This window comes from Neotamlana sedimentorum (genome assembly GCF_000943565.1).
Classification (GTDB): Bacteria; Bacteroidota; Bacteroidia; order Flavobacteriales; family Flavobacteriaceae; genus Neotamlana; species Neotamlana sedimentorum.
Map to the genome: position 1 here is coordinate 147310 of NZ_JTDW01000008.1, position 22499 is coordinate 169808.

The following is a 22499-nucleotide window of genomic DNA, read 5'->3' on the forward strand; positions in this document are numbered from 1 at the left end:
TCATACTATTTGTATGCTTCAATAGCTTTTCTAACGTTTTTGTGTTGTTTTAATAAGCTATTTGCAGTGGCTTCATCGAGGTTTAATTCTGCCATAATCATTCTAATTCCACGACTTACAAGCTTTTTATTAGAGAGTTGCATATCTACCATTTTATTTCCTTTAACTCGTCCTAACTTTATCATAACGGTAGTAGAAATCATATTTAAAACTAGCTTTTGGGCTGTTCCAGCTTTCATTCTAGTACTACCTGTTACAAATTCTGGTCCTACGATTAATTCAATAGGAAAATCGACCTCAACGGATAAGGGTGTGTTTTCGTTACAAGTAATACATCCGGTAACAATATTATTATTTCTACATTCTTTAACGCCACCAATTACATAAGGCGTGGTTCCAGATGCAGCAATTCCTATTAAAACATCTTGTTCGTTTATATTATGCTTTTGCAAGTCTTTCCAAGCGAGTGTTTCATCATCTTCGGCATTTTCTACCGCTTTTCGAAGTGCCACATCGCCTCCTGCTATTAATCCAATTACTAAATTATCGTCTACGCCATAAGTTGGTGGGCATTCTGAAGCATCTAAAACGCCTAACCTGCCGCTAGTTCCAGCTCCTATATAAAACAATCGTCCGCCCTTACTCATTTTTTTATAAATAGCATCAATTAACTTTTCGATTGTTGGTATTGCCTTTTCAATGGCATTTGGCACTGTTTTATCCTCGGCATTGATATTAGAAAGCAGATCGAACGTGCTCATTTGCTCTAAATTGTTGTATACCGAAGGTTGCTCTGTTGTTAATTTATTTTTCATTTTAAAAGCCATATTTCATTACAATTACGCACACTCGATTAAGTTTAAGTGTGCCATTTAATCACTATTAACTTGGTATAATTAGTCCGATAGCCATGTTGTTTTCTAGAACTAAACTTTGGTTTAAACCCGCATTTTTACATCCTGTTAAACAACATAAAAACACATACAGACAAACTATAATTACCAGTATTAATTTTTTATTCATCTTCATTTTAATTTTTATTTACATTTCGTTTATGTTTGTTGCTTAACCTTATGTTTTTCTTTAAAAAACAAAAGGCAAACAACCGTTAGAAACCCATTAACAAATATGTTCATAAACCCAAAATCGAAATTCAACCACTCAATAAAATAATGGTTTAAGGCATAGGTAAATAGTGGCATAAGAATACAAATTACAGGCACAGCTTTATCTTTTACTTTTATTTTAGTAAAAATCCCAAACATGTAAAGCCCTAACAGAGGCCCATAAGTATAACCCGCCACTTTAAATATGGTAGAAATCACATCGCCTTTACTTTGCGAAAACACCATTATGATAGCAAAAACAACAACCGAAAAACCAAGCAAAACATGGTTTTTTAATCGGTTTTTTTCTTTTGAAGTTTTATGCTGTATATCTAAAAAATCATGAGTAAACGAAGTCGTTAAAGCCGTTAAAGCAGAATCGGCGCTAGAAAATGAAGCGGCCGTAATGCCTAAAATAAAACTTAGGCTAGCCAAAGTGCCAAAATGGTTTAAAGAAAGTATTGGAAACAACTGATCTGTATTTACAAATTTTCCGTTTTCAACTTCTAAAGATATGCCATGCTTATTAGCATAAACGTATAATAAAACACCCAATCCTAAAAACAAAAATTGAGTAATTGCTAGAATTAAACTGAAGGATAAAATATTACGTTGTGCTTCTTTTTTATTCTTACAGGTTAGTGTTTTTTGCATCATATTTTGGTCTAAACCAACCATGGCTATCGCAATTAAAACACCCGAAATAAATTGTTTAAAAAAGTTACTTCCAGATTTAACATTCCAATCAAAAACTTTAAAATACTCATGGTTAACTACAGTAGTTATTGTTTTTGAAAAACTTAATCCTAATGAATTTTTAATAACATAAATAGAAACTATCGCTGCAGATATCAAGAAAAACGTTTGAAGCATATCTGTCCATACAATAGTTTTAATACCAGATTTATTAGTATAAAACCAAATTAGAAGTAATATTAAAATAACTGTTACATAAAACGGAATATGAAACGCATCAAACACAGCATATTGCAATATTTTCGCAGCTAACAACAGTCGTAATGCCGCCCCAAAAGATTGGGATATTAAAAAAAATAGTGAACCCGTTTTATAAGTATTAATACCAAAACGTGTTTTTAAATATGTGTATATAGAAACTAATTTTAAATCGAAATAAATAGGAAGAAGTACATAGGTTATAATAACATACCCAACTACGTTACCTAAAACAAACTGCAAATAATAAAAATAATTATTACTAACCATTCCAGGTATTGACACAAAAGTAACTCCAGATAACACAGCTCCAATCATTCCAAAAGCAACAACCTGCCAAGGTGATTTTCGATCTCCTGTATAAAAAGAATCGTCACTTGTGTTTTTAGAAACTATGTATGATATTAACATTAATAGTCCAAAATATGATGCTATAATTACTAAAATAAGAGTAGCTCCCATGTACGAATTGAATTTATTTCAACTAGCAACCAAATAGTGTTACCAATTGTTTGTTTTTTGATTAAATTGTATTAATAAAGTTTTACTGTATTAAGTTGCTTTTTGTATTCTATTAAATTTTCAAACCCATTTAAAGCTTCAAAAGCACCTCTTGTTTCTACCCAATGCCTGAGTTTGTTAGTCCCGTTAATTATATCTATTGGCTGCTGACTGTAATTATATTCAAAAGGAGGTTTTCTCCATTCAAACTCATTTCCTAAATAATGATATAATTCTCGTAGCATAAATTGCCCTACACGCCAAGGTTTAAACGTTTTTCTATTAGTAATGTGTAATTGAATACCTCCACATGATGCATCTTTATACTTATCAAAAGTTGGCAAAAATGTTACTGGTCGAATAACAAACCCCGCTAAATTAGTTTGCTTTAAACTGTTTTTTAAAAAGCTTGATAAAGCAAATGGTTCTACTTTAGGATGCCCAACAATTTCAAGAGGTTGTGTTGTTCCTCGTCCTTCGCTTAACAATGTTCCTTCATATAAAACGATGGCTGGAAATGATAGCGCACTTGCTGCTCTAGAAAGATTTGGCGAAGGTAATAACCATGGTAAATTTGTATCTTTAAAATACATAAATCGCTCCCAATCTTTCATTTTAATTATTCTGAGTTTTGCTTTTTTTGTTGCCCAAAATTCCTGATGCATTTGTGCAACTTCTCCAATTGTCATTCCATGTCTTACTGGAATTGGATGTCTCCCTATAAACGATTCAAATTCTAACTCTAAAATATTCCCTTCAATATCAACGCCGTTAATAGGGTTGGGTCTATCTAGCACAATAATTTCAATGTCCTTTTCACTGCATTTTTCAAGTAAAAGTGTTAACGTATAAATGTATGTATACATTCGAGCACCAACATCTTGCAAGTCAACAAATAAATGATTTATCCCTTCTAACATCTCATCTGTAGGAACTCGCGTTTCTGAATAGAGCGAATAAACTGGAATTTTAAAATATGAATGTATATAATGATTTGTTTCAATCATATTATCTTGGGCATCGGTTGTAAATCCATGTTGAGGCCCAAATAACTTAACAAACCTATCTCCAAAAAGCGCCTTAAACCTAAACGCTGCATGAGTAAAGGTCGCATCTACCGATGCATTATGACTCAACAAAGCAACATTTCCTTTAAATACATTTTGAAGGTTTGTATCATTAATTAATACATCGAGTCCTGTTTTAACTTTTTTCAAAATAATAAACTTTGCAGACGATTAAGACTAGTTAATGAGAAAGAACCAAGGTGAGAAGTGCTCTCACCTCAATTACTATCTCTTGACTAAAAATAAAAAAAACGTTGTTTTATGATATTCACGGAATTTGAACCAAAAATGTTTTAATTTACATCCCACCACATTCTTGTTAATAAACTATCTCCTCCTTGTTGCTCTGTCGCCAAAGCTACATTTCCGGGGTTATTAAGTGCTTCGGAAGATGGATAAACAAATCGTCTAGGAATTTCTCCTCCCGTAAGTGTTTCGGCAACATCGGCTGCTACTAATTGCGGATATCCAGAGCGTTTCCAATTAGAGAAAGTTTCTAATCCATTTCCAAAAGTAGCTACCCAATATTGTTCATTTATCATTTTTAAAGCTTCTGCAGGAACAAACGGATTTGCGGTTAAATAATCGCTAATTTCCGATGCTGAAATACTAACACCATTTCCGTACATAGCTAAATATTCCATTGCTGCTGTTACACCTGCATTATAGTGCGCTTCAACATCGCCTCCTGCTAAGCCCCAACGCTCTGCAGCTTCGGCAATCATAAACTCAACTTCAGCATAAGTTTGAAAGAAAAACGGCGCATCGTAAATAACTTCGCCCGAACCTCCAAAAATATTAATGTTAGGTTTAGAATTAGCTTCACCTCTGGTTGGGTCGTTAATATCTTGACCAAATTGAAGATCGAAAGAAGTATCTCCATCGACAGTAGAGCAAAGTACAGAAACACGCGGATCGTTTCTATCTTTCATAAAATCCATAAATGTTTTTGATATTTTTACTTGAGTAGACGCTCTAGAGGTAAAACACTTGGTAAGCGGATTTACATTTGGACCACCATCGTTTGCATGATTTTCGTATTGAAGATATGCAATATCATCATTGCTTTCCATTACACCTCCAGCAATTGCTTTTGTTGCCCAAGCTTCTGCAGATGCATTATCTACATTCACCATTCGCATAGCCAAACGTAGCATTAAAGAATTACCAAATTTTATCCATTTAGATTTATCACCAGCGAAAAACAAATCAGCAGAACCATAAGAACTTTCGCCACTTCCACTTAAAGTGGCAACCGAGGCTTCTAAAGTAGCCAACATATCGGCATAAATATCACTTTGCATATCGTATTTAGGAAAGCGAATGCCTTCTAAAAAACCTTTACCAGCTTCACTGTAAGGAATATCTCCATAAGCATCGGTTAATCTACTAAAAATTAACACTTTTTGAATTCTAGTTATCGCTAAATCAATCACAGCCGTTGGTTCATTGCTGCTTTCTAATTGCGCTTCTAAATCTACTATGTTTTTAACTGTTGTATCGTATTGCTCTTCAAACAACCAATTTGTACTGCCTTCTTTGTATAAAAAAGACACGTACGACGTAAGATTTAAGTGTTGTACATTTTGCATTAAATGAATAACATTCCAAAATAAATTTGCCACATAACTACTACCACCTGTGTACAACTGCACATAAGTAAACTGTGTTGAAGGCGCTAGTGTTGTTGCCTTGGTTGGGTTTACGTTTATTTCTTCAAAACCATTATCACAAGCCCCAAAGAATATAATTACTGCCAATAATATTAATATTTTTTTCATTTTCATTTTTTTTAAAATTTAACATTTACAGAAAATCCTAAGCTTCTGGTTGACGGCACACCAAATCGTTCTATACCTTGGGAATTCAAGTTATTTAGTGATGCCTCTGGATCTACATTTTCGATATCTCTCGAAATAAAGAACAAATTCCTACCTATTAACGACAGCCTTACATCTCGAATAAATAGATTTTTAAGCACTGTTTTAGGAATATTATATGATAAACTTAATTCTCTAAATTTTATAAAATCGGTACTGTAAACAAACTCTTCAGAAATACCAGAATTTTGCTCACCAATTAAACCGTAATACGTTCTTAAATTTTCTGGTGCTACAACGGTTGTAAATGCTTCGCCTGTGCTGCTATCTATTCCAGAAACTTCAAGTCCAGTTTCGCGACCTTCTAATGTTTTTTCATGTAAACCTCTTAGCATTAATTCTCTATTTGTACCAGAATGTACACTACCTCCAAATTTTGCATCGATTAAAAAGCCTAACGAAACATCTTTATATCTAAAAGTGTTTGAAAAACCAAAAGTATAAGGTGCAACACCCTGGCCTAGTACTTTATATTCACCTTGAACTGGCGTTGGTATAGATCCGCTTAAATCATAAACAATATTGCCACTATCATCGCGCTCGTAAGACGAACCGTATATAACACCATAATGCTCTCCTACAATGTGTGAAATAATAGCAGTATAAGATCGTGTTTGGCTACCATCTACATTTATTGGAGTATCCTCGTCATCTGTATGTAAAATTTCACTGTTATTATAACCTACGTTAAATGATGTATACCATGAAAAATCGTCGGTTTTAATTGGCGAACCTCCTATTAACAATTCAATACCTTTATTTTGTAATTCGCCAATATTTAAAACTGCAGAGTTAAAACCAGACGACAAAGAAGCTGCTGCCTCAACAATATCGTTAGTTGTTTTATTAGAGTAGTAAGCTACATCAAGATTTAAACGGTTATTTAAAAATCGACCTTCAAAACCAAGCTCGTACTCTGTTTTTTGAAATGGTACTAAGTTTGGATTAGGAATATAACTTCCGTTTAATTCGCCATACGATTGTCCTTGGAAAGAACCTGTAATTGCATAATCTAAGTTTAAGGCATAAGCATCAGAAGCACCTCCCGCTACTTGCGCATAACTTGCTCTAAGTTTTGCATAATTAATTGCTTCTGGCAGTTCTAAAGCTTCAGAAAGCAATAAACTACCACTTAGCGACCAGTAAAAATCGTTGTTTGGAGTCGTTTTTCCTGGGAATGATAATGTTGAAAACCAATCATTTCGACCTGTAAATGTAAGGTAAGCAAACTCACCGTAATCTACCTCGAACGACCCGTATACCGAATTGGTTTTAGTTTTATAATAGCTATAATTTGGTTCTGGCAAGGTTGTATTATTTATATCTTCTAGCCCAACCACAATAAACTCTCTTCCTGTTGCACTAAGCGCATCGAAAGTTGATGTTCTGGTATTTGCTCCAATAATTGTATTTATGGCAAATTTATCTGTAAGTGCTTTTTCTACGCCAACCATAAAATCTGCATTAAACAAAGAATAGGTTGATTTAGACTCGGTCATTTCTCCTGTTGGCCTATAAGCTGTACCAAATGGAACCACTCTACTTCTTGACAATTCGTAGGTATCAATACCTGCACGTCCAGTAGCATACAACCAATCTGTAATATCATATCTTAAAACCGTAGAAGCTGTTAGTCTGTTTTTTTTGTCATCATTATTAAACCCATTTACCACCCAATACGGATTGGAAATAAATTGACTTGGTTGAAACAAAAGTTCTGTCCCTTCGCTATTCGAGCCTGGTTTTAAATCATTTATATCTAAACTGCTTGGTAACACATAGGCCACCGTATTTGCATTTCCGGGTGTATCGCCAAGATTTACACGGTTGTGAACCTTTTCTATAACATATTTAGCATTTATTGTTGATGTTAATTTGGGGTTTATATTTGCCGACCCATTAAACGAAAGCGATTTTCGGTTTAAAGTAGACCCTGGAAAAATATCTTTATTTTCTAAGTTTGAAAAAGAAAAACGATAATTATAATCTTCTGCTCCTTTAGTTAATGCCAGTGTATTAACTGCCGTAGTACCAGTTTGGTAGAATTTATCTAAATTATTTCCGGTATAAGAATAAGGTCTTTGAACGCCGTCCCAATTATAAACCATTGAGCCATCCATTTTAGCGCCCCAAGAATACAAGGTATTAGTAAATGCATCATCAATCGCTAAAGCAGTGTCTGTAATTTCTACAGGATTATCGTTTACATCATATTCATATCCTGGTTTTAAACCTTGACTTCCTTGACCATATGTAGTTTGCAAGCTTATAAGGTCGGTATTTATTCTTTCAAAAGTATAAGAAGAAGAATACTCAACTCCCAAACCTTGTTGCCCTTTACCCGATTTTGTAGTAATCATGATAACACCGTTAGATGCCAACGAACCATAAAGCGCTGCCGCAGAACTACCTTTTAACACAGAAACAGATTCGATATCATCTGGATTAATAGAGGAAATATCGTCACCACCATCGCCTGTTCCATCGTTAGTTGCTCCAACAACAGAACCATTTGTATTGTTAATTATAGGAATACCATCTACAACATACAGTGGCTGATTATTACCCGTAAGCGAACTAGCACCACGAATAATAACTCTACTCGAACCAGAGGCTCCAGTGCTACTGGTTGAAATGTTAACACCTGCAACTCTACCTTGTAAAGAATTAACAGCACTTGTTGTTTTTACCTGAGACAACTCGTCTCCTTTAACTTCTGTTAAGGCATACCCTAAGGCTTTAGCCTCTCTTTTAATCCCTAACGCCGTTACAACAACAGCATCAAGATTAGTAGCATCTTCTTCTAAAGCAATATTAACAATTTGATTTCCGCCTTTTAATACAACTGAAACGGTTTTAAAACCAATAAAGCTAAAAACAAGAGACTTACCTTCAACAGCATCTGATTGAATAGAATACTTTCCATCAAAATCTGTTACAGCTCCTTTTGAAGTGCTTTCAATAGCAACATTCACCCCTATTAATGGCATATTTGTTCCTTCCTCGGTTACAACACCAGATACCGTTGCTGTTTGTGCAAAAGCACTATGCGAAAAAAACAATAACACCAAAAGGGTTAATTGAAAATAGTAATTTTTCATATTAGTTAGAATTTAAGTTATTGTTAAAATTATGAAAAAAAAATTAAACACGCATTTTTTAGGCAAAAAAATGCGTGTTTAAATATTAAAACATGGAAAAATTAACAAATAACTTTTTAAAATTAGAAAAATTGCTAAATTTTTATAAAAACTCTGCCTTTAAAAAGCAAAAAGCAAATTCCCCAGAAAAAAACAATGTGACTTAAAGCAAACAGTAAAGAACCATTCATATGGCCCGTAATTGGAGCAAAAACATGCTCGAAAAGATATTTATAGCCCGATATTTTAGCTTCACCAGCAGCTTCGGTTGGTATTTTCACTAAATAACTTATGGTTTTTACATAAAGACCAGAAAAAACAAAAATAAATAACGGATTAGTCCCAAAATGGACAAAGGGTTTCGCCCATTTAGAATAACCTTTATAGTCTATTAAAAAGACCAACAACGCTAACAACAAAATTGCCCAACCAGCTGCATATAAAACATACGAGCTAGTCCATAAAGCTTTATTAATAGGAAAAACAATACTCCAAATACTTCCTAAAGCAACTAATAAAACACCATAACCTAGCAACACCTTAATTTTATCTATAACCGAAATTTTAGTACCAACTATTTGTCCTGTTAAAAACCCTATTATTAGTGTACCAATAGCTGGTATTGTTGATAGTACACCTTCTGGATCGAACGGAATACCGAAACCTTTGTAAACATGTTTTTCTCCTAATAAAAACAAATCAAAGGTTCTAACAACATTATTTTCTAAGATGTACAATTCTTGTCCAGATGTAAAATATAATAGCGCCCAATACCCAATTAATAAAACACCCAAAACATATAAAAGCTTAATTTTTTCTAAACTCAAACAAAGTATAGCGCCTATACCATAAGCTAATGCTATTCGTTGTAAAACCCCCATAATGCGCACATTACTAAAATCGAAGTGCGGAAAAAGATTAAGAAACAATCCTAAGAGAAATATAATTACCGTTCGTTTTAATATTTTTAAAAGACTGGTTTTATTCATATTGGTATGATATTTTTTAAAAGAAAAAAACACAGACACCCCTACAATAAATATGAAAAAAGGAAACACCAAATCTGTCGGCGTACAACCGTGCCACTTGGCATGCCTTAACGGCGGATAAACATAACTCCAACTACCTGGGGTATTTACCAATATCATAAACGAAATAGTCATCCCTCTTAAAACATCTAACGCAATTAATCTTTTAGAAATATTCATATTTAATTATTTATAGATATATTCAAATGTATAAAAAAAGAAATAAATGCATTTTTAATATCATAAAAACGCATAAAATTGCATTTTTTATTTAAAAAATTTGCACATTAAAACAATTAAATCTTATTTTTGATAAAAGCCAACCTTATGAAAAAAAAGGAAAGACAACAAAAAATAATAGACGAAGTAAGCATAAATAGAAAAGTTAGTTCTAGCTTTTTATCTGAACGATTGGACGTTTCTGAAGACACCATTAGAAGAGATATTAAGCAACTTCACGACAAAGGATTGATTACAAAAGTACACGGCGGTGCTATTTCTAATATTCAAAAATTGTATCACTATAACGAAGATGTTATTTACAACAGAGAAGGAAAAGTACGCATTGCTCAAAAAGCTATTTCACTAATAGAGGATGGCATGGTAATTATTATAAGCGGAGGAACAACAAACTTAATGTTCGCCAAATTACTGCCAAAAAAGTTAAAAGCCACCGTTTACACCTATAGCTTACCAATTGCTATGCAATTAACAGAGCACCCATTAATTGAAACCATTTTTATTGGTGGAAAAATTCATAGAAGCTCAATGGTTACAACGGGCATTGATGTTATACAACACCTGTCTGATATTAGAGCAGATATTTGTTTTATGGGAGTAAGCGCTCTAGATGTTGAACACGGCATTACAGACGAAGGTTACGAAGTGTCTTTAATTAAAAAAGCTATGATAAATGCCTCCAATCAAATTGTTTACCTGGCATCGATAAATAAATTAAACCTGATACACAACTATAATGTATGCGAATTAAAAGAAATTGACATGGTAGTAACAGATTTAGAAATTAATGACCCTAAACTAAAAAACTACATTTCTGCAGGCTTAAACCTTTTATAAACCACTAATTAATCATTAAATTTTAAATTATGCGACAAAAAAATTCAAAAATAATAGCGCCAATAATACTATTATTTATATGCTTCACGAATTGTAAACATAAGAACGAAAAGCCAGAAATAATCAACGAAGTACTAGAAACCACAACCGAAGCAATTGTTGTAGGCGCTAATCAAACTGAAAACTATTTACACTTATTAAAAGGCAAAAGAATTGCTTTAGCAGCCAATAATACATCGGTGATTTTTAAAAATAACGACCAAACAAGCCATACACACCTTGTCGATTCCTTAAAATCGTTAGATATAAATATTGTGAGAATATTTGCCCCAGAACACGGTTTAAGAGGTAAAATTGACGCTGGCGAAGTTATAAAGAGTGAAATTGATGAACAAACTGGCATTCCCGTGGTTTCTCTTTACGGAACCAATGACAACAGCAATTCGGAAGAGAAGTTTAAACCATCTAATGCACATTTAAGCGATTTAGATCTTGTTATTTTCGACATTCAAGATGTTGGCGCTCGTTTTTACACCTATCTCTCCACATTGCACTATGTTATGGAAGCCTGTGCTGAAAAAAACATTCCTGTAATTGTTTTAGACAGACCAAATCCAAACGGTCATTATGTTGACGGCCCCGTAGTTGAAGAAAAATTTAGAAGCTTTGTTGGACTTCATCCTGTTCCCATAGTTTACGGAATGACCATAGGTGAATATGCAAAAATGATAAACGGAGAAAAATGGCTAAAAAATGGTATTCAATGCGATCTTACTGTAGTTCCATTAAAAAATTACACGCATAATTCAAGTTACACCTTACCTTTAAGACCATCTCCAAACTTGCCTAACGATAAATCTATAAATTTATACCCAAGCTTATGTTTATTTGAAGGTACTAACGTTAACTGCGGACGAGGTACAGATATGCAATTTCAAACTTTTGGGTCTCCAGATTTACCAAAAGAGAAGTATAATTTCAGCTTCACTCCTAAACCAAATTTTGGAGCTAAACATCCAAAAAACATGGATAAGGAATGTTATGGATTAGACTTATCTGAAATGGAAAAATTAGATTCCTTAAATTTTAAATGGCTTATAGATGCTTATAATTCTACAGCAAATAAAACTAATTTTTTTAGAGAACGATCGATTAATCTTTTAGCTGGGACAGATAAGCTAAAAAATCAAATTGAAAAAGGCTTTAGTTTAAAAGAAATAAAAGCTACTTGGCAAGATGATTTATCTAACTTTAAAAATACGAGACAGAAATATTTAATTTATCCTTAAACCGCCTACAAAGCGGGTAATTAAAGAAGGCTAGAAACACCAAAATAGTATTAGCATACAACTTAGAGAGCTTACTTATTTTAATACATTTTGTCGGGATGACAGGATTCGAACCTGCGACCACACGGCCCCCAGCCGTGTACGCTAACCGGACTGCGCCACATCCCGTTTTAATTTTAAAAAGTTTTCAAAGAAAATACTTTTTTTAAAACTAGCAAAACAAAAAGAGGCTGTTTCAAATATTTAAAACAGCCTCAAATTTTATATGTAAATATGTAATTACCTAGTTGTAGGTAGACGTTGAAACTTCAAACGAAGCATCTTTAGCCGCTAAATAACGTTCGGCATCTAAGGCTGCCATACACCCCGTTCCAGCAGCTGTAATGGCTTGTCTGTAAACATGGTCGGCTGCATCACCAGATACGAAAACACCATCAATATTTGTTTTAGAAGTCCCAGGCTTGTTTATAATATATCCTGTTTCATCTAAATTTAAAAAACCTTTAAAAATATCGGTATTTGGTTTATGTCCTATTGCAACAAAAAATCCAGTAGCCGGTAATTCTTGTTTTACCTTGGTTTGGTTATTAAACACACGCACACCTGTAACTACTTGTCCATCGCCTAAAACCTCATCGGTTTCAGTGTTGAATAATATCTCAATGTTTTGAGTATTTTTAACTCTATCGGCCATTATTTTTGATGCTCTAAACTCATCTCTACGAACTAACATAGTTACTTTTTTACAAAGTTTAGATAAGTAATGTGCTTCTTCACAAGCCGAATCGCCAGCACCAACAATTACTACCTCTTGATTTCTATAAAAGAATCCGTCGCAAACAGCACATGCCGAAACACCCCCTCCCAATTTAAGGTATTTTTGTTCAGAATCTAATCCTAAATATTTAGCAGAAGCTCCGGTTGAAATAATTACCGTATCGCAATGAATTTCTTTAGTTTCGTTAACCCAAACTTTATGAATATCTCCAGAGAAATCAACTTTAGTAATCCATCCGTCACGTATATCGGCTTCAAACCTTTGCGCTTGTGCTTGCAACTGCATCATCATTTCTGGGCCGGTAACGCCTTCTGGATAACCAGGAAAATTTTCAACTTCGTTAGTTGTCGTTAATTGCCCTCCGGGTTGTGTACCTTGATATAAAACTGGATTCATATTAGCTCTGGCGGCATAAATTGCTGCTGTGTAACCAGCTGGTCCAGATCCTATAATTAAGCATTTTACGTGTTCTATTGTATCTGACATATTGAATTTCTTTTTTACTATTACAAAAGTAGGTTTTTTGTTAGAAACCTTACCACTAAGTTATAAACACTTCTTATAAATTAATAATAAAAAACTATAAAAAAAGCCCCGATAAACGAGGCTTCTATTTATTTTTTAATTCAAAAATTATTGAATTTGAATTTTTGCACGATTATCTTCAATCTCCGCAGATTCTTTCAAAGCATTATACAGTTTACTCGACACAACGCTAGTTTTTTGCTGTGCCACACGATTTGCTACAGCTTGGTAATTCTCTAATTCGGCTGCTGGGGTTACTTTGGTAACTTGAACCATATAAAGGCCATTTGCACCATCAATAAGTCCAGAGGTTTCACCTTCATTCAAACCAAAGGCAGTTCCTACAACTAATGGCTCTCTACCTGCTCCAGATATAGTAGGTGTTTTCATGCTTATACCTGTAGCTGTTCTAACACTTGTATTTTCAGCTTTAGCTAAATCATCAAGATTTGATGCAGAAACACGATCACGAATTAATTTTGCTTTCTTTTCCTTTCTTATTTTGGGAAGTACAGTTGCAGTAGCTTCTTCAACAGACATTAATCCTTTTGCATGTTTTGCAACCAATTGTGCAATAACATAACCTCCTGTAATGTTAAATCGTTTTATATCGCCAACTTCAGACTCTTCCTCGAACGCCCAACGTACAATAGGACGTTGGTTACCAATACCCGGAATAGCTTCATCTAATGCTTTCATTCCATTAACCGGTTTTACTGTATACTTATTCTCGATTGCTAAAGCTTCAAAATCACCTTTACCAGCGTTAATTTCGAAATTAGAAGCTTCTCTAAATATTTTATCTGCAGTTTCTTCAGAAGGCTCTATTTCTCTTGCAATAGTTGCCACTTGAATCGCCTTGCTTTTATTTTTCTGACCTTCAATTTCAATAATATGATAACCAAAAACAGTTTTTACAACACCTAAATCACCAACTTTACCTTCAAATTCAAACGCATTAAATTCAGGAACCATCGTGTTGTAAGGGTGCCAATCGTAACGCCCTTCTTTTGCTACACTTCCTTGATCTGAAGAAAACTCGGTTACAAACTCAGAGAATTTAGATTTATCGGTTTTTAAAATAGCTAATAAACTATCGGCTGTTACTTTTGCTTCGGCATCGGTTTGTGTCACCTCTGGCGACGTACTTTGCGCTCCAATAAATGGAATTAAAATATGACGTACTTTAGCCGAATCTGGAATTTGCTTTACAGCTACCACTTTCGATAATTTAAAGTATCCGTTATCTTTATAAGGTCCGTAAACTTCGCCTTCATTTAACTTATAAATACTATCGGCAACCGCAGTTGGCAAAGCATTTTTAAATACAAAACGCTCATCGAATTTAATATCTGAAGCCGCTGTATGATTTACATAATCAGCATTATTTTTTACTTTTGAAAAAGCAACAATAGTATCTTTTCTTCCCGTTTCATCAACTAATCTTCCATTTAAATAAGATGTTAACTCCTTTATAATGTTAGTTTCATCTTGTACAGAAGCCTCTTCTTTAAATTCAACAAAACGAATATCTCTTGAAGCTTCAACCTCAAATTGCTTTTTATGATCGTTAATATAACTTGAAATTTCAGATTTAGTTACGGTAACCGTGCTATCTGGAATTTTGCTGTAAGCAACTTGTACATATTTAATATCTACTTTATTTCCCTCTAACTTATGCTCTAATTCGCCTTCGTTTAACGTTCCTGTTAAACCGGCTTTCACTAAATTAAAATAATTTTGCTGCAGCGCGTTGTTAGCCACTTGCTTTTCGTAGTTTATCCAACTTTGGTAACCGGCTTCAGAGGTTTCTTTTAAGTTTGCGATATACTCGTTTAATTTATTTTCATCAAATAAACCAGCTTCATTTAAAAATTCTGGGCTCGACGCCAAAGCTGTCTTTAATAAATCACGCATTTGGTCTTTTTCAACAGTAATCCCTAAGGCATCGTATTGTGTTTCCATAATGGCTTGACGGACTTCCTGATTCCAAACCTGATTCATTACCTGAGAATTGGTAGCGTTTGGTCCCATTTGGCGTTGTAAGGTTTCTACCTTCTGAAGAAAATCTTCACGCGAAATATCTTTACCGTTAATTGTCGCAACAATATTTTGCGATTTCGAAGTTAATGCATCACTGTTTTTAAACAAATCTGCTAATACAAAAGAAAATAACGCTAATGCAATAATTAATATTAAAATTAGTGAGCGTTGTCTTATCTTATTTAAAACTGCCATTTGAAAATTTAATTTTTTAAAACCCTATATTACAAAGGATTACTAATTAGGTTGTTTGCCAAATATTAAATCTAGCAAAAATATCGTGCGCGAAAATACCATTTTCTATTCAATAATAAAAGTGTAAGTAGGTATTTTAATCGTCTTGTAAAACTTTAACTTCTACGAGGTCTATTTTAGTGTTAGATACCTCGAGAATAGTAAATTGAAACTGCTCTATTTTTACTATTTCGTTTTGTACCGGAATTTCTTCGGTGTGGTTTACTATTAGCCCACCAAGCGTTTCGTAGTTTTCATTTTCAGGTAAATTTAGCTTAAAAGTTTCATTAATATAATCAACTTCTAAACGAGCCGAAAATTTAAAGACTTTCTCGCTTAATACCTCCTCAATTAAATCGATAGAATCGTGTTCGTCTTCAATTTCACCAAATAATTCTTCAACAATATCCTCAACCGTCATAATGCCCGATGTCCCCCCATATTCATCTAAAATAACGGCTATACTTTTACGTTTTTTAGTAAGCACACTAAGCACATCTTTTATTAAAACGGTTTCTGGAACAAATTCAACAGGAAGCATCATGGCTTTAATACTTTTAGGTTTTTTAAAAAGTTCAAAAGAATGCACGTAACCTAAAATATCATCAATAGTATCCTTATAAACTAATATTTTAGTACAACCTGTTTCGGTAAAAAGAGCACTTAAATTTTTTATTGAATCGTTAATTTCAACCGCAATAATTTCGGTTCGCGGAACCATAACTTCTCGGGCTTTTACATCGGAAAACTCTAATGCATTTTGAAAAATTTGTATTTCGGAATCGACATCATCCGACTCTTCAACAGATTCTAATTGTTCACTTATATAATTACCCAACTCTACTTTAGTAAATGCCATTTGTATCTGGTCGCCTTCTGTTTTAAACAAGTATTTTAAAATGATGTCTGAAATCCAAATTACAAATTCTGAAATAAAGGTAAACAAAACATAAAATAAATATGCTGGAATTGCCAAGGCTTTTATTAAGGTATTGGCATAAATTTGAAAGAATACTTTTGGTAAAAATTCGGCCGTAATTAAAATTACTAAAGTTGAAATTATGGTTTGAGATAGTAAACTTAAATCATTAAGTAAGTAGTTTAAAAACTCGCTATTTGTTGGCAACATAGATTGAAACCAGTTGACCAAAAAATCGCCCATAAAAAACCCATAAATTACCAATGCAATATTGTTACCAATAAGCATAGTTGTAATAAATTTTGATGGTTTAGCCGTTATTTTACTTAAGGCTTTAGCCAGAATACCATCTTGCTTTTTTTCTATTTCGATGTGAATTTTATTCGAAGACACGTAGGCAATTTCCATGCCCGAAAAAAAGGCCGAAAAAATTAATGAAACAATTATAATAACAAGAAAAACACTCATTTACTTTGAGTTATTTCTATTATCGAATTTTTTACCGAATTTTCTACGGAAGAAAAACATAAAAACAGCCAATGCAGCTAATCCTAACGATATATAAGCACCGGTTGTATTTATCTCCCATTTTGTAAAGGCATCATACAAAAATAAAACTGCGAATACCAAATAGGCGTATTGAAAAATTTTATAAAATTTCATGAATTGAAACTATTAATTTATTTGCTGTAAAGATACTTAATTTTGAAGAATGCCAAGAGTATGATTGTTAATCTTCTTCTAGGGTAATAATACCGGTAACTTCTAATACTTCGGCGTTTGTGAATTTTGAATTAGAATCGAAACCATTACCATTTATTAAATCCTTCTCGGTTTTAAACGATACCGGTTTGTTGGTATATAACCAATCTTTACTTTGGTCGTAATATAACTGCTCGGTTTTTAAAACTTGATTATCGTGTGTGGTAATTACCACGTTGCTGCGCATGTCTATTAAATCGGTATCGGCATAAACATAAGCGTAATCGGCAACAATAGTGCTTTTTCGGCTTTGGTCGTCGTAAACATAAAGCGTAGCGCCGTCTTTAAATTCGTGAAACGGAAAATCACGATTGGAGTAATCGAAAAGTTTAGTGCTTACCAAATTAGCTTTTAACTTGCCCGAATCGGTATATTTTAGGTTGGAGTTATATTCAACACCAATAGGCTCGTTATCTGAAATACCTATTTTTTGCACATTCGACAAACTATTATTACAAGAAAAAAACATAGTCACAGCAAAAGCTATGACTATGTTTTTTTTAATATATGTTTGTGTTTTTAACATTAAATGCTTGGTACTTTTACCGAAGAACCAATCCAACATCCAATTTTAATAGTTTCTCCAGAACGTCCTGAACTAAAAATCTCAGATTTTGATGGTGCTTTCGCTTTGTAATTTGCTACAGATTGTGCTGCTCTAGATTTCATTGTAGGATCTACATTTGCAGCTCTTTGTGCTTCGTTTGCAGCTAACCAATAAACCGCTCTTTTATCGAATGCTGTTGTACCACAACTGTTTGCACTAGCCGCATACATCGCTGCGATAGATAAATACGGGCTTCCGTCTGATGGGTTTAATTTTAATGCTTGTCTAAAAAAGCTTCTTGCTTGTCCATAACGTCCTTTTCCTTTTAATTTTAAACCAATACGCTTGTTAAGTTTTGCTTTTTTAAAGTCGTCTGTCTCTAAATCGATAGCTTGCTTGTAAAATGCAATGGCTCCGTTAGAATCTCCGTCTTTATCTTTTAAGATACCTAAGTAGTATGCCGAATTAGCTGAAGGACTTAACTCGTGGTAAGCGTTTACTAACTTAAAGAATAATGGATCATCAGTACAATCTTTTTCACTCATTTTACCAGCAGCACGTTGTAACCAAACCGCATTATCTTTGTTAGCTTCAAAGTCCTTTTCGTAAAGTGGAATTAAGTTATCGCAATTTGCTCTATCTCCTAATTTACTATCAATACTTCCAGATACTTGATCGTAAGCTTTTAAATAACTTTCGTAATATCTTTTATAACTTTTTTCTTTGCTTGTATAAGTAGCTCCAGTGGAATCTTTAGCAATAAGTTTGTTTAATTGCGCAGAATAATTTCCTACTTCTTCTTCAACTTTTTCAACAACATCATCGTATTTGTTAAATAAATCGGCAGCTGTTTTCTTTTTAGCATCATATAAATCAACCATTAAAGAAAAGTAAGTATATAAACTTTTAGGGTTTCTAAACGTTTCCTTATCTTTTTGATAAGCAGCATCAAAAACAGCATAAAGCTCCTCTTTAGTTTTTCCTAAATCTTTACGATTATCGTACATTAATTGTGCCGCCTTTGCAGCATATTCGCCAGTTGCTGTTTTACTAGCAAAATGTTCAGCACGTTGTTCCCAAAGTTTTAATAAATCGTTTATAAAAGCTACTTTTTCAGCTCCTGTTGAATTATCTATTTTATGATCTAATATCTTCTCGCCATCTACATAAATAGCGTTATTAAACTTAGGACATGCATTTCTAACCGCCATCCAAGGCTCATAAGCAGCATCATAATTTTTAGCTTTTACATACTCATGAAATATAGAAAGCTTCGTCATGCATTCTTCATTTTGTTGGGCAAAACCAAAATTTAACCCAAAAAATAAAATAGTTAATAATAATGTAATTTGTTTCTTCATGATATTAATTAATAAATTTATACAATTAGTCGTATTTTCTCTTCTCAAACCATCGATCGTTCAAAGATAAGCTTAATTGGAAATTAACAAAATTCTCCTGTATTAAACTATTGTTTGTTGTTCCTCTTTTGCCAAACTCGGCACCTAAATTAGCATTCGATAATAGTCTAGAATCTCCTACAGGTATTCCTACTCCAAAAGATATGCCAAACTCTTTAATAGACTCGTTATTTATAACTACCCCTGTTTTTTCGAAACGCATACCAGCGCGATATACCACGCGTTTAAAAAAGTTATTAAAGGCATTGTATTTTGGTATATAAAAACCTCCAAACGAAATTGTTGAAGCATCTTCATGTATAGTTGGGTTACTACCGTTAGTTACCGAGCTTCTTATATTACTAGTGTTTCTAAACACATACTCGGTACCTACAAACCACTTTCTTGATTCCCCAATACCAATACCAGCAGAGAAACGCGATGGTAAAATTAAATCGGTTTCTTGCAAGCCTAAAGCATCTAAATCAACATTAATAGTATTATAAACAAATTCGGTACCATTTGTGTTTGTAGTAATAGTAGAAAATGTGCGCTTATTTTTAGATCCCAATAAACTTTCTGGTGCATAAGTTACACCTACCGATAATTCTAAATTATTTAAAATTGAACCTTTATAGGTGGCTCCAAAATTTAAATTTAACCCACTTAAATCCGATCGGTTATCTTCTCTAGATTGGTATTGAATAGGTGTGCCATCTTCATCATATAAATACTCAACAGTACCGTTAGTAATGCTACCAAAATTATATTGAAAATCGACCCCTAACGACAAGCCTTTAACAACCTGATAACCAACACCTACAAACACTTTATTTACACCGCCTTCACCAGTAAATTTATTTTGTAAATTGCCATCTGTATTAAGCGACTGTAAACGATACCCAACCGAAGAATGTGGTAATAAGCCAAAACCTATTCCAAACTTACCAAGCGGCACTGCAATAGCTAAATAATCGAATGTTGCAGACGATGTTTTATCGTTACCATCTTCACTCTTTAAATTAATGCTTGAATAATTACCACCAACTGCAAACTTTACAGGGCTTGTTTCTCCATTAAAAGGATAAATACCTACTCTATCACTTGCATAAGATGCCGGGTTTCGCAGGTTAACATGAATACTATCGGTATAAATACTTAATCCTCCCATGCTTCGGTTTTCTGCTGTACCTTTAAATTTAATATTTCCTATTCCGTAAAAAGAATATGGTGATGCAGAACCTTCTTGTCCGTAACTGTAAATTGAAACAACAGCTATAAAAACTAATACTAGCTTTTTAATCATTCGTTTATATTATATTGTAAAATATAGTTTAATCCCTCTAATAAAAAATCAGAAAGCGCAAATATGCTACTTTTTAATTGTTTTGACAAAAATTTAGCATCTCCTCCTGTTAAAATAACCGATAAATCAGGATAACGTAACTTATATTCATTAATTACACCATCCAATTCATTTAAAACGCCATAAACAACTCCAGAATGTATGGCTGCATTTGTTGAAGCGCCTATTAATTTAGCAGGCATTTCTCGTTCTAACAACGGCAATTTAGCCGTAAAATTATGTAAAGCTTGGTATCGCATTTGTAAACCAGGAGAAATAGCACCTCCTAAATACTGTTTTTGCTTGTTTATAAAATCGAAAGTTAAACAAGTACCCGCATCAATAATTAGCACATCTTGCTTCGGAAATTGCTTAACTGAAGCAGCCACCAAAGCTATACGATCTACACCTAAAGTATTTGGAGTTTCATACAAATTTGTAAACGGTAACATTACCTCTGCCGATAACACCTGTAAGCTAAACTGACTTTCCAGAAAAATAAGGGTTGATTGTTGAAGCTTGCCTACCGACGAAATTATAGCCGTAACCAAATTTGGATAGTCCATTTTAATTTCGGTAACGGTCTTTATAATAGTATGTTCGGCAACCGCTTTTTTTAAAACCAATGTATTATTGTTAAAAACGGCAAGTTTTATTAAAGTGTTTCCTACATCGATAACTAAATTCATATGTTGTAAATTGGTACTAAATTTATAAAACACAAAAGTAATACCTTTTGTTTTTAACATAAATTATTAAATTTCAAAACAATAGTATTTTTAAGAAAATTTATTTGAAATTTTTACGATTTTATTTTGGCAAATAACAAAATTGCATATATATTTGCATCCGCTTTGGCGAGGTACCTTAGCTCAGTTGGTAGAGCAAAGGACTGAAAATCCTTGTGTCCCTGGTTCGATTCCTGGAGGTACCACAAAAAGATCCCGAAACTTTGGTTTACGGGATTTTTTGTTTTTACTACTTTTTGTTAAAATTCTTAGATCGAAATTCGCTTAAACTTATAATTTTATTTAAACTATTGATTATAAAATCGTGACGAAAACAAAAGACTAAACCTTATTTTTATGCTATACTAAAAGTTTGTCATGCTAAATTAATTTTAAGCATCTTATTAAATAACAACATTTAAAATTATAATTCTAAATCTGTTTTATAAAATAATTGTTTAACGGTTCTCGATATCATGTTGACGTACGTCAAACATTACTCGGACTGATCAAAACTCATTAATATTTGGAACTTAAGCCCTTTTCGACTACGCTCCAGGTGACAAATTAAAATGAAAAAATTGTTCTCTTTAGTCAGGTTGAGCCCAGTCGAAACCTCATTAAATATTACGGATTTTCAACAATAGTAGTTTACTCAAATTGTTTCTATTATTTATTGTATACGTTAATCTAACTTTCATAATCCTATTTAAGAATTTCCAACAATAACAATTCCCTCCCTCTTCCGTAAAATTGTGCAGTTCGCAAACTATATGGGCCATTTCTTTATCCATTTGATAATTTAACTGTAAAAGACTTATTCTTATCTTTTGTTATCTTAAAAACGTTCTAACTACTTAAATTCATCTTTTTTTTTAGAGTTAGTCCCTATACTAGATGAAATTTATCGACTATGCTCGAAATGACACCTTCGTCGTGCTATTTTACACTCAGTTTGTTATGTGCCATTTTTATATTGTTAAGCTCTTTATAAAGCCTTAAAACTCCAAATCGCAGCAATATGTTGCCATTTTTTGGATTCTTTGTCCAATTAGCATGTTATTGAAGCTATTTAGGATATCTATTTAAACAACTTTTTACTTTAATCTGTTTATTGTAAACCTTCACCCTAGTTTAAGACAGTGTTATTTTTTAAAGGAGGAAAAAGTATTAAAA

17 protein-coding genes and 2 tRNA genes are annotated in these 22499 nt (G+C 33.2%); 3 read left to right on the forward strand and 16 right to left on the reverse strand.

The window, feature by feature from the left end:
* Positions 1-5: 5 nt before the first annotated feature.
* The 7 genes from murQ to PW52_RS12295 form a co-directional block, all read right to left on the reverse strand.
* Positions 6-815, reverse strand: a complete 810-nt coding sequence (murQ, locus tag PW52_RS12270; RefSeq protein ID WP_044633273.1) for an N-acetylmuramic acid 6-phosphate etherase — start codon at positions 813-815, stop codon at positions 6-8.
* Positions 816-882: 67 nt separating this feature from the next.
* Positions 883-1023: a hypothetical protein gene (locus PW52_RS17550; RefSeq protein ID WP_165586776.1), complete on the reverse strand. Its 141-nt coding sequence runs from the start codon at positions 1021-1023 to the stop codon at positions 883-885.
* 29 nt (positions 1024-1052) lie between these two features.
* Positions 1053-2522, reverse strand: coding sequence for a sodium:solute symporter (locus PW52_RS12275; protein ID WP_044633238.1), 1470 nt, complete (start codon positions 2520-2522; stop codon positions 1053-1055).
* 71 nt (positions 2523-2593) lie between these two features.
* Positions 2594-3778, reverse strand: a complete 1185-nt coding sequence (locus PW52_RS12280; RefSeq protein WP_044633239.1) for an exo-beta-N-acetylmuramidase NamZ family protein — start codon at positions 3776-3778, stop codon at positions 2594-2596.
* 143 nt (positions 3779-3921) lie between these two features.
* Positions 3922-5409 carry a SusD/RagB family nutrient-binding outer membrane lipoprotein gene (locus PW52_RS12285; RefSeq protein WP_044633274.1) on the reverse strand — a complete coding sequence of 496 codons (1488 nt, stop codon included), beginning with the start codon at positions 5407-5409 and terminating at the stop codon, positions 3922-3924.
* Between the two features lie 11 nt (positions 5410-5420).
* Positions 5421-8609 carry a SusC/RagA family TonB-linked outer membrane protein gene (locus PW52_RS12290; protein WP_044633240.1) on the reverse strand — a complete coding sequence of 1063 codons (3189 nt, stop codon included), beginning with the start codon at positions 8607-8609 and terminating at the stop codon, positions 5421-5423.
* 134 nt (positions 8610-8743) lie between these two features.
* Positions 8744-9856: an acyltransferase family protein gene (locus PW52_RS12295; RefSeq protein WP_044633241.1), complete on the reverse strand. Its 1113-nt coding sequence runs from the start codon at positions 9854-9856 to the stop codon at positions 8744-8746.
* A 147-nt stretch (positions 9857-10003) separates the two neighbouring features.
* Here PW52_RS12295 and PW52_RS12300 point away from each other — a divergent pair, with 147 nt between their 5' ends.
* Both PW52_RS12300 and PW52_RS12305 read left to right on the forward strand, forming a co-directional pair.
* Positions 10004-10753: a DeoR/GlpR family DNA-binding transcription regulator gene (locus PW52_RS12300; RefSeq protein ID WP_044633275.1), complete on the forward strand. Its 750-nt coding sequence runs from the start codon at positions 10004-10006 to the stop codon at positions 10751-10753.
* 29 nt (positions 10754-10782) lie between these two features.
* On the forward strand, positions 10783-12042 hold the full coding sequence (locus tag PW52_RS12305; protein WP_044633242.1) for an exo-beta-N-acetylmuramidase NamZ family protein: 1260 nt from the start codon (positions 10783-10785) through the stop codon (positions 12040-12042).
* 93 nt (positions 12043-12135) lie between these two features.
* Here the strand turns inward: PW52_RS12305 and PW52_RS12310 are convergent.
* From PW52_RS12310 to PW52_RS12350, 9 genes are all read right to left on the reverse strand, one after another.
* A tRNA-Pro gene (locus tag PW52_RS12310) sits at positions 12136-12210 on the reverse strand.
* A gap of 115 nt (positions 12211-12325) precedes the next feature.
* The gene (gene trxB, locus PW52_RS12315; protein WP_044633243.1) at positions 12326-13306 is read right to left on the reverse strand and encodes a thioredoxin-disulfide reductase; all 981 of its coding nucleotides are present in this window, start codon (positions 13304-13306) and stop codon (positions 12326-12328) included.
* 147 nt (positions 13307-13453) lie between these two features.
* A complete protein-coding gene (locus tag PW52_RS12320) occupies positions 13454-15583 on the reverse strand; it encodes a peptidylprolyl isomerase (RefSeq protein ID WP_044633244.1) in 2130 nt (709 codons plus the stop codon).
* 136 nt (positions 15584-15719) lie between these two features.
* Entirely contained in the window at positions 15720-17009 is a 1290-nt protein-coding gene (locus PW52_RS12325) for a hemolysin family protein (protein WP_044633245.1), read from the reverse strand.
* Positions 17010-17204 (reverse strand): hypothetical protein, encoded by a 195-nt coding sequence (locus tag PW52_RS12330; RefSeq protein WP_044633246.1) that lies wholly within the window; start codon positions 17202-17204, stop codon positions 17010-17012.
* A gap of 67 nt (positions 17205-17271) precedes the next feature.
* Positions 17272-17829 (reverse strand): LPS export ABC transporter periplasmic protein LptC, encoded by a 558-nt coding sequence (gene lptC / locus PW52_RS12335; RefSeq protein ID WP_044633276.1) that lies wholly within the window; start codon positions 17827-17829, stop codon positions 17272-17274.
* Positions 17829-19211, reverse strand: a complete 1383-nt coding sequence (locus PW52_RS12340) for a tetratricopeptide repeat protein (RefSeq protein WP_044633247.1) — start codon at positions 19209-19211, stop codon at positions 17829-17831. The genes lptC and PW52_RS12340 overlap by 1 nt, the downstream gene beginning before the upstream one ends.
* Before the next feature lie 25 nt (positions 19212-19236).
* Entirely contained in the window at positions 19237-20556 is a 1320-nt protein-coding gene (locus PW52_RS12345) for a membrane protein (RefSeq protein WP_044633248.1), read from the reverse strand.
* Positions 20553-21344, reverse strand: a complete 792-nt coding sequence (locus tag PW52_RS12350; protein ID WP_316930145.1) for a type III pantothenate kinase — start codon at positions 21342-21344, stop codon at positions 20553-20555. The genes PW52_RS12345 and PW52_RS12350 overlap by 4 nt, the downstream gene beginning before the upstream one ends.
* A gap of 112 nt (positions 21345-21456) precedes the next feature.
* On the opposite strand from PW52_RS12350, the gene PW52_RS12355 reads away from it, so the two are divergent.
* Positions 21457-21529 (forward strand) — tRNA-Phe (locus PW52_RS12355).
* Positions 21530-22499 lie beyond the last annotated feature (970 nt).

What these genes read in the sequence shown, in the direction of transcription:
- murQ (WP_044633273.1), bottom strand. Translation starts at nt 815, where the DNA reads ATGAAAAATAAATTAACAACAGAGCAACCTTCGGTATACAACAATTTA.
- PW52_RS17550 (WP_165586776.1), bottom strand. Translation starts at nt 1,023, where the DNA reads ATGAATAAAAAATTAATACTGGTAATTATAGTTTGTCTGTATGTGTTT.
- PW52_RS12275 (WP_044633238.1), bottom strand. Translation starts at nt 2,522, where the DNA reads ATGGGAGCTACTCTTATTTTAGTAATTATAGCATCATATTTTGGACTA.
- PW52_RS12285 (WP_044633274.1), bottom strand. Translation starts at nt 5,409, where the DNA reads ATGAAAAAAATATTAATATTATTGGCAGTAATTATATTCTTTGGGGCT.
- PW52_RS12290 (WP_044633240.1), bottom strand. Translation starts at nt 8,609, where the DNA reads ATGAAAAATTACTATTTTCAATTAACCCTTTTGGTGTTATTGTTTTTT.
- PW52_RS12295 (WP_044633241.1), bottom strand. Translation starts at nt 9,856, where the DNA reads ATGAATATTTCTAAAAGATTAATTGCGTTAGATGTTTTAAGAGGGATG.
- PW52_RS12300 (WP_044633275.1), top strand. Translation starts at nt 10,004, where the DNA reads ATGAAAAAAAAGGAAAGACAACAAAAAATAATAGACGAAGTAAGCATA.
- PW52_RS12305 (WP_044633242.1), top strand. Translation starts at nt 10,783, where the DNA reads ATGCGACAAAAAAATTCAAAAATAATAGCGCCAATAATACTATTATTT.
- trxB (WP_044633243.1), bottom strand. Translation starts at nt 13,306, where the DNA reads ATGTCAGATACAATAGAACACGTAAAATGCTTAATTATAGGATCTGGA.
- PW52_RS12320 (WP_044633244.1), bottom strand. Translation starts at nt 15,583, where the DNA reads ATGGCAGTTTTAAATAAGATAAGACAACGCTCACTAATTTTAATATTA.
- PW52_RS12325 (WP_044633245.1), bottom strand. Translation starts at nt 17,009, where the DNA reads ATGAGTGTTTTTCTTGTTATTATAATTGTTTCATTAATTTTTTCGGCC.
- PW52_RS12330 (WP_044633246.1), bottom strand. Translation starts at nt 17,204, where the DNA reads ATGAAATTTTATAAAATTTTTCAATACGCCTATTTGGTATTCGCAGTT.
- lptC (WP_044633276.1), bottom strand. Translation starts at nt 17,829, where the DNA reads ATGTTAAAAACACAAACATATATTAAAAAAAACATAGTCATAGCTTTT.
- PW52_RS12340 (WP_044633247.1), bottom strand. Translation starts at nt 19,211, where the DNA reads ATGAAGAAACAAATTACATTATTATTAACTATTTTATTTTTTGGGTTA.
- PW52_RS12345 (WP_044633248.1), bottom strand. Translation starts at nt 20,556, where the DNA reads ATGATTAAAAAGCTAGTATTAGTTTTTATAGCTGTTGTTTCAATTTAC.
- PW52_RS12350 (WP_316930145.1), bottom strand. Translation starts at nt 21,344, where the DNA reads ATGTTAAAAACAAAAGGTATTACTTTTGTGTTTTATAAATTTAGTACC.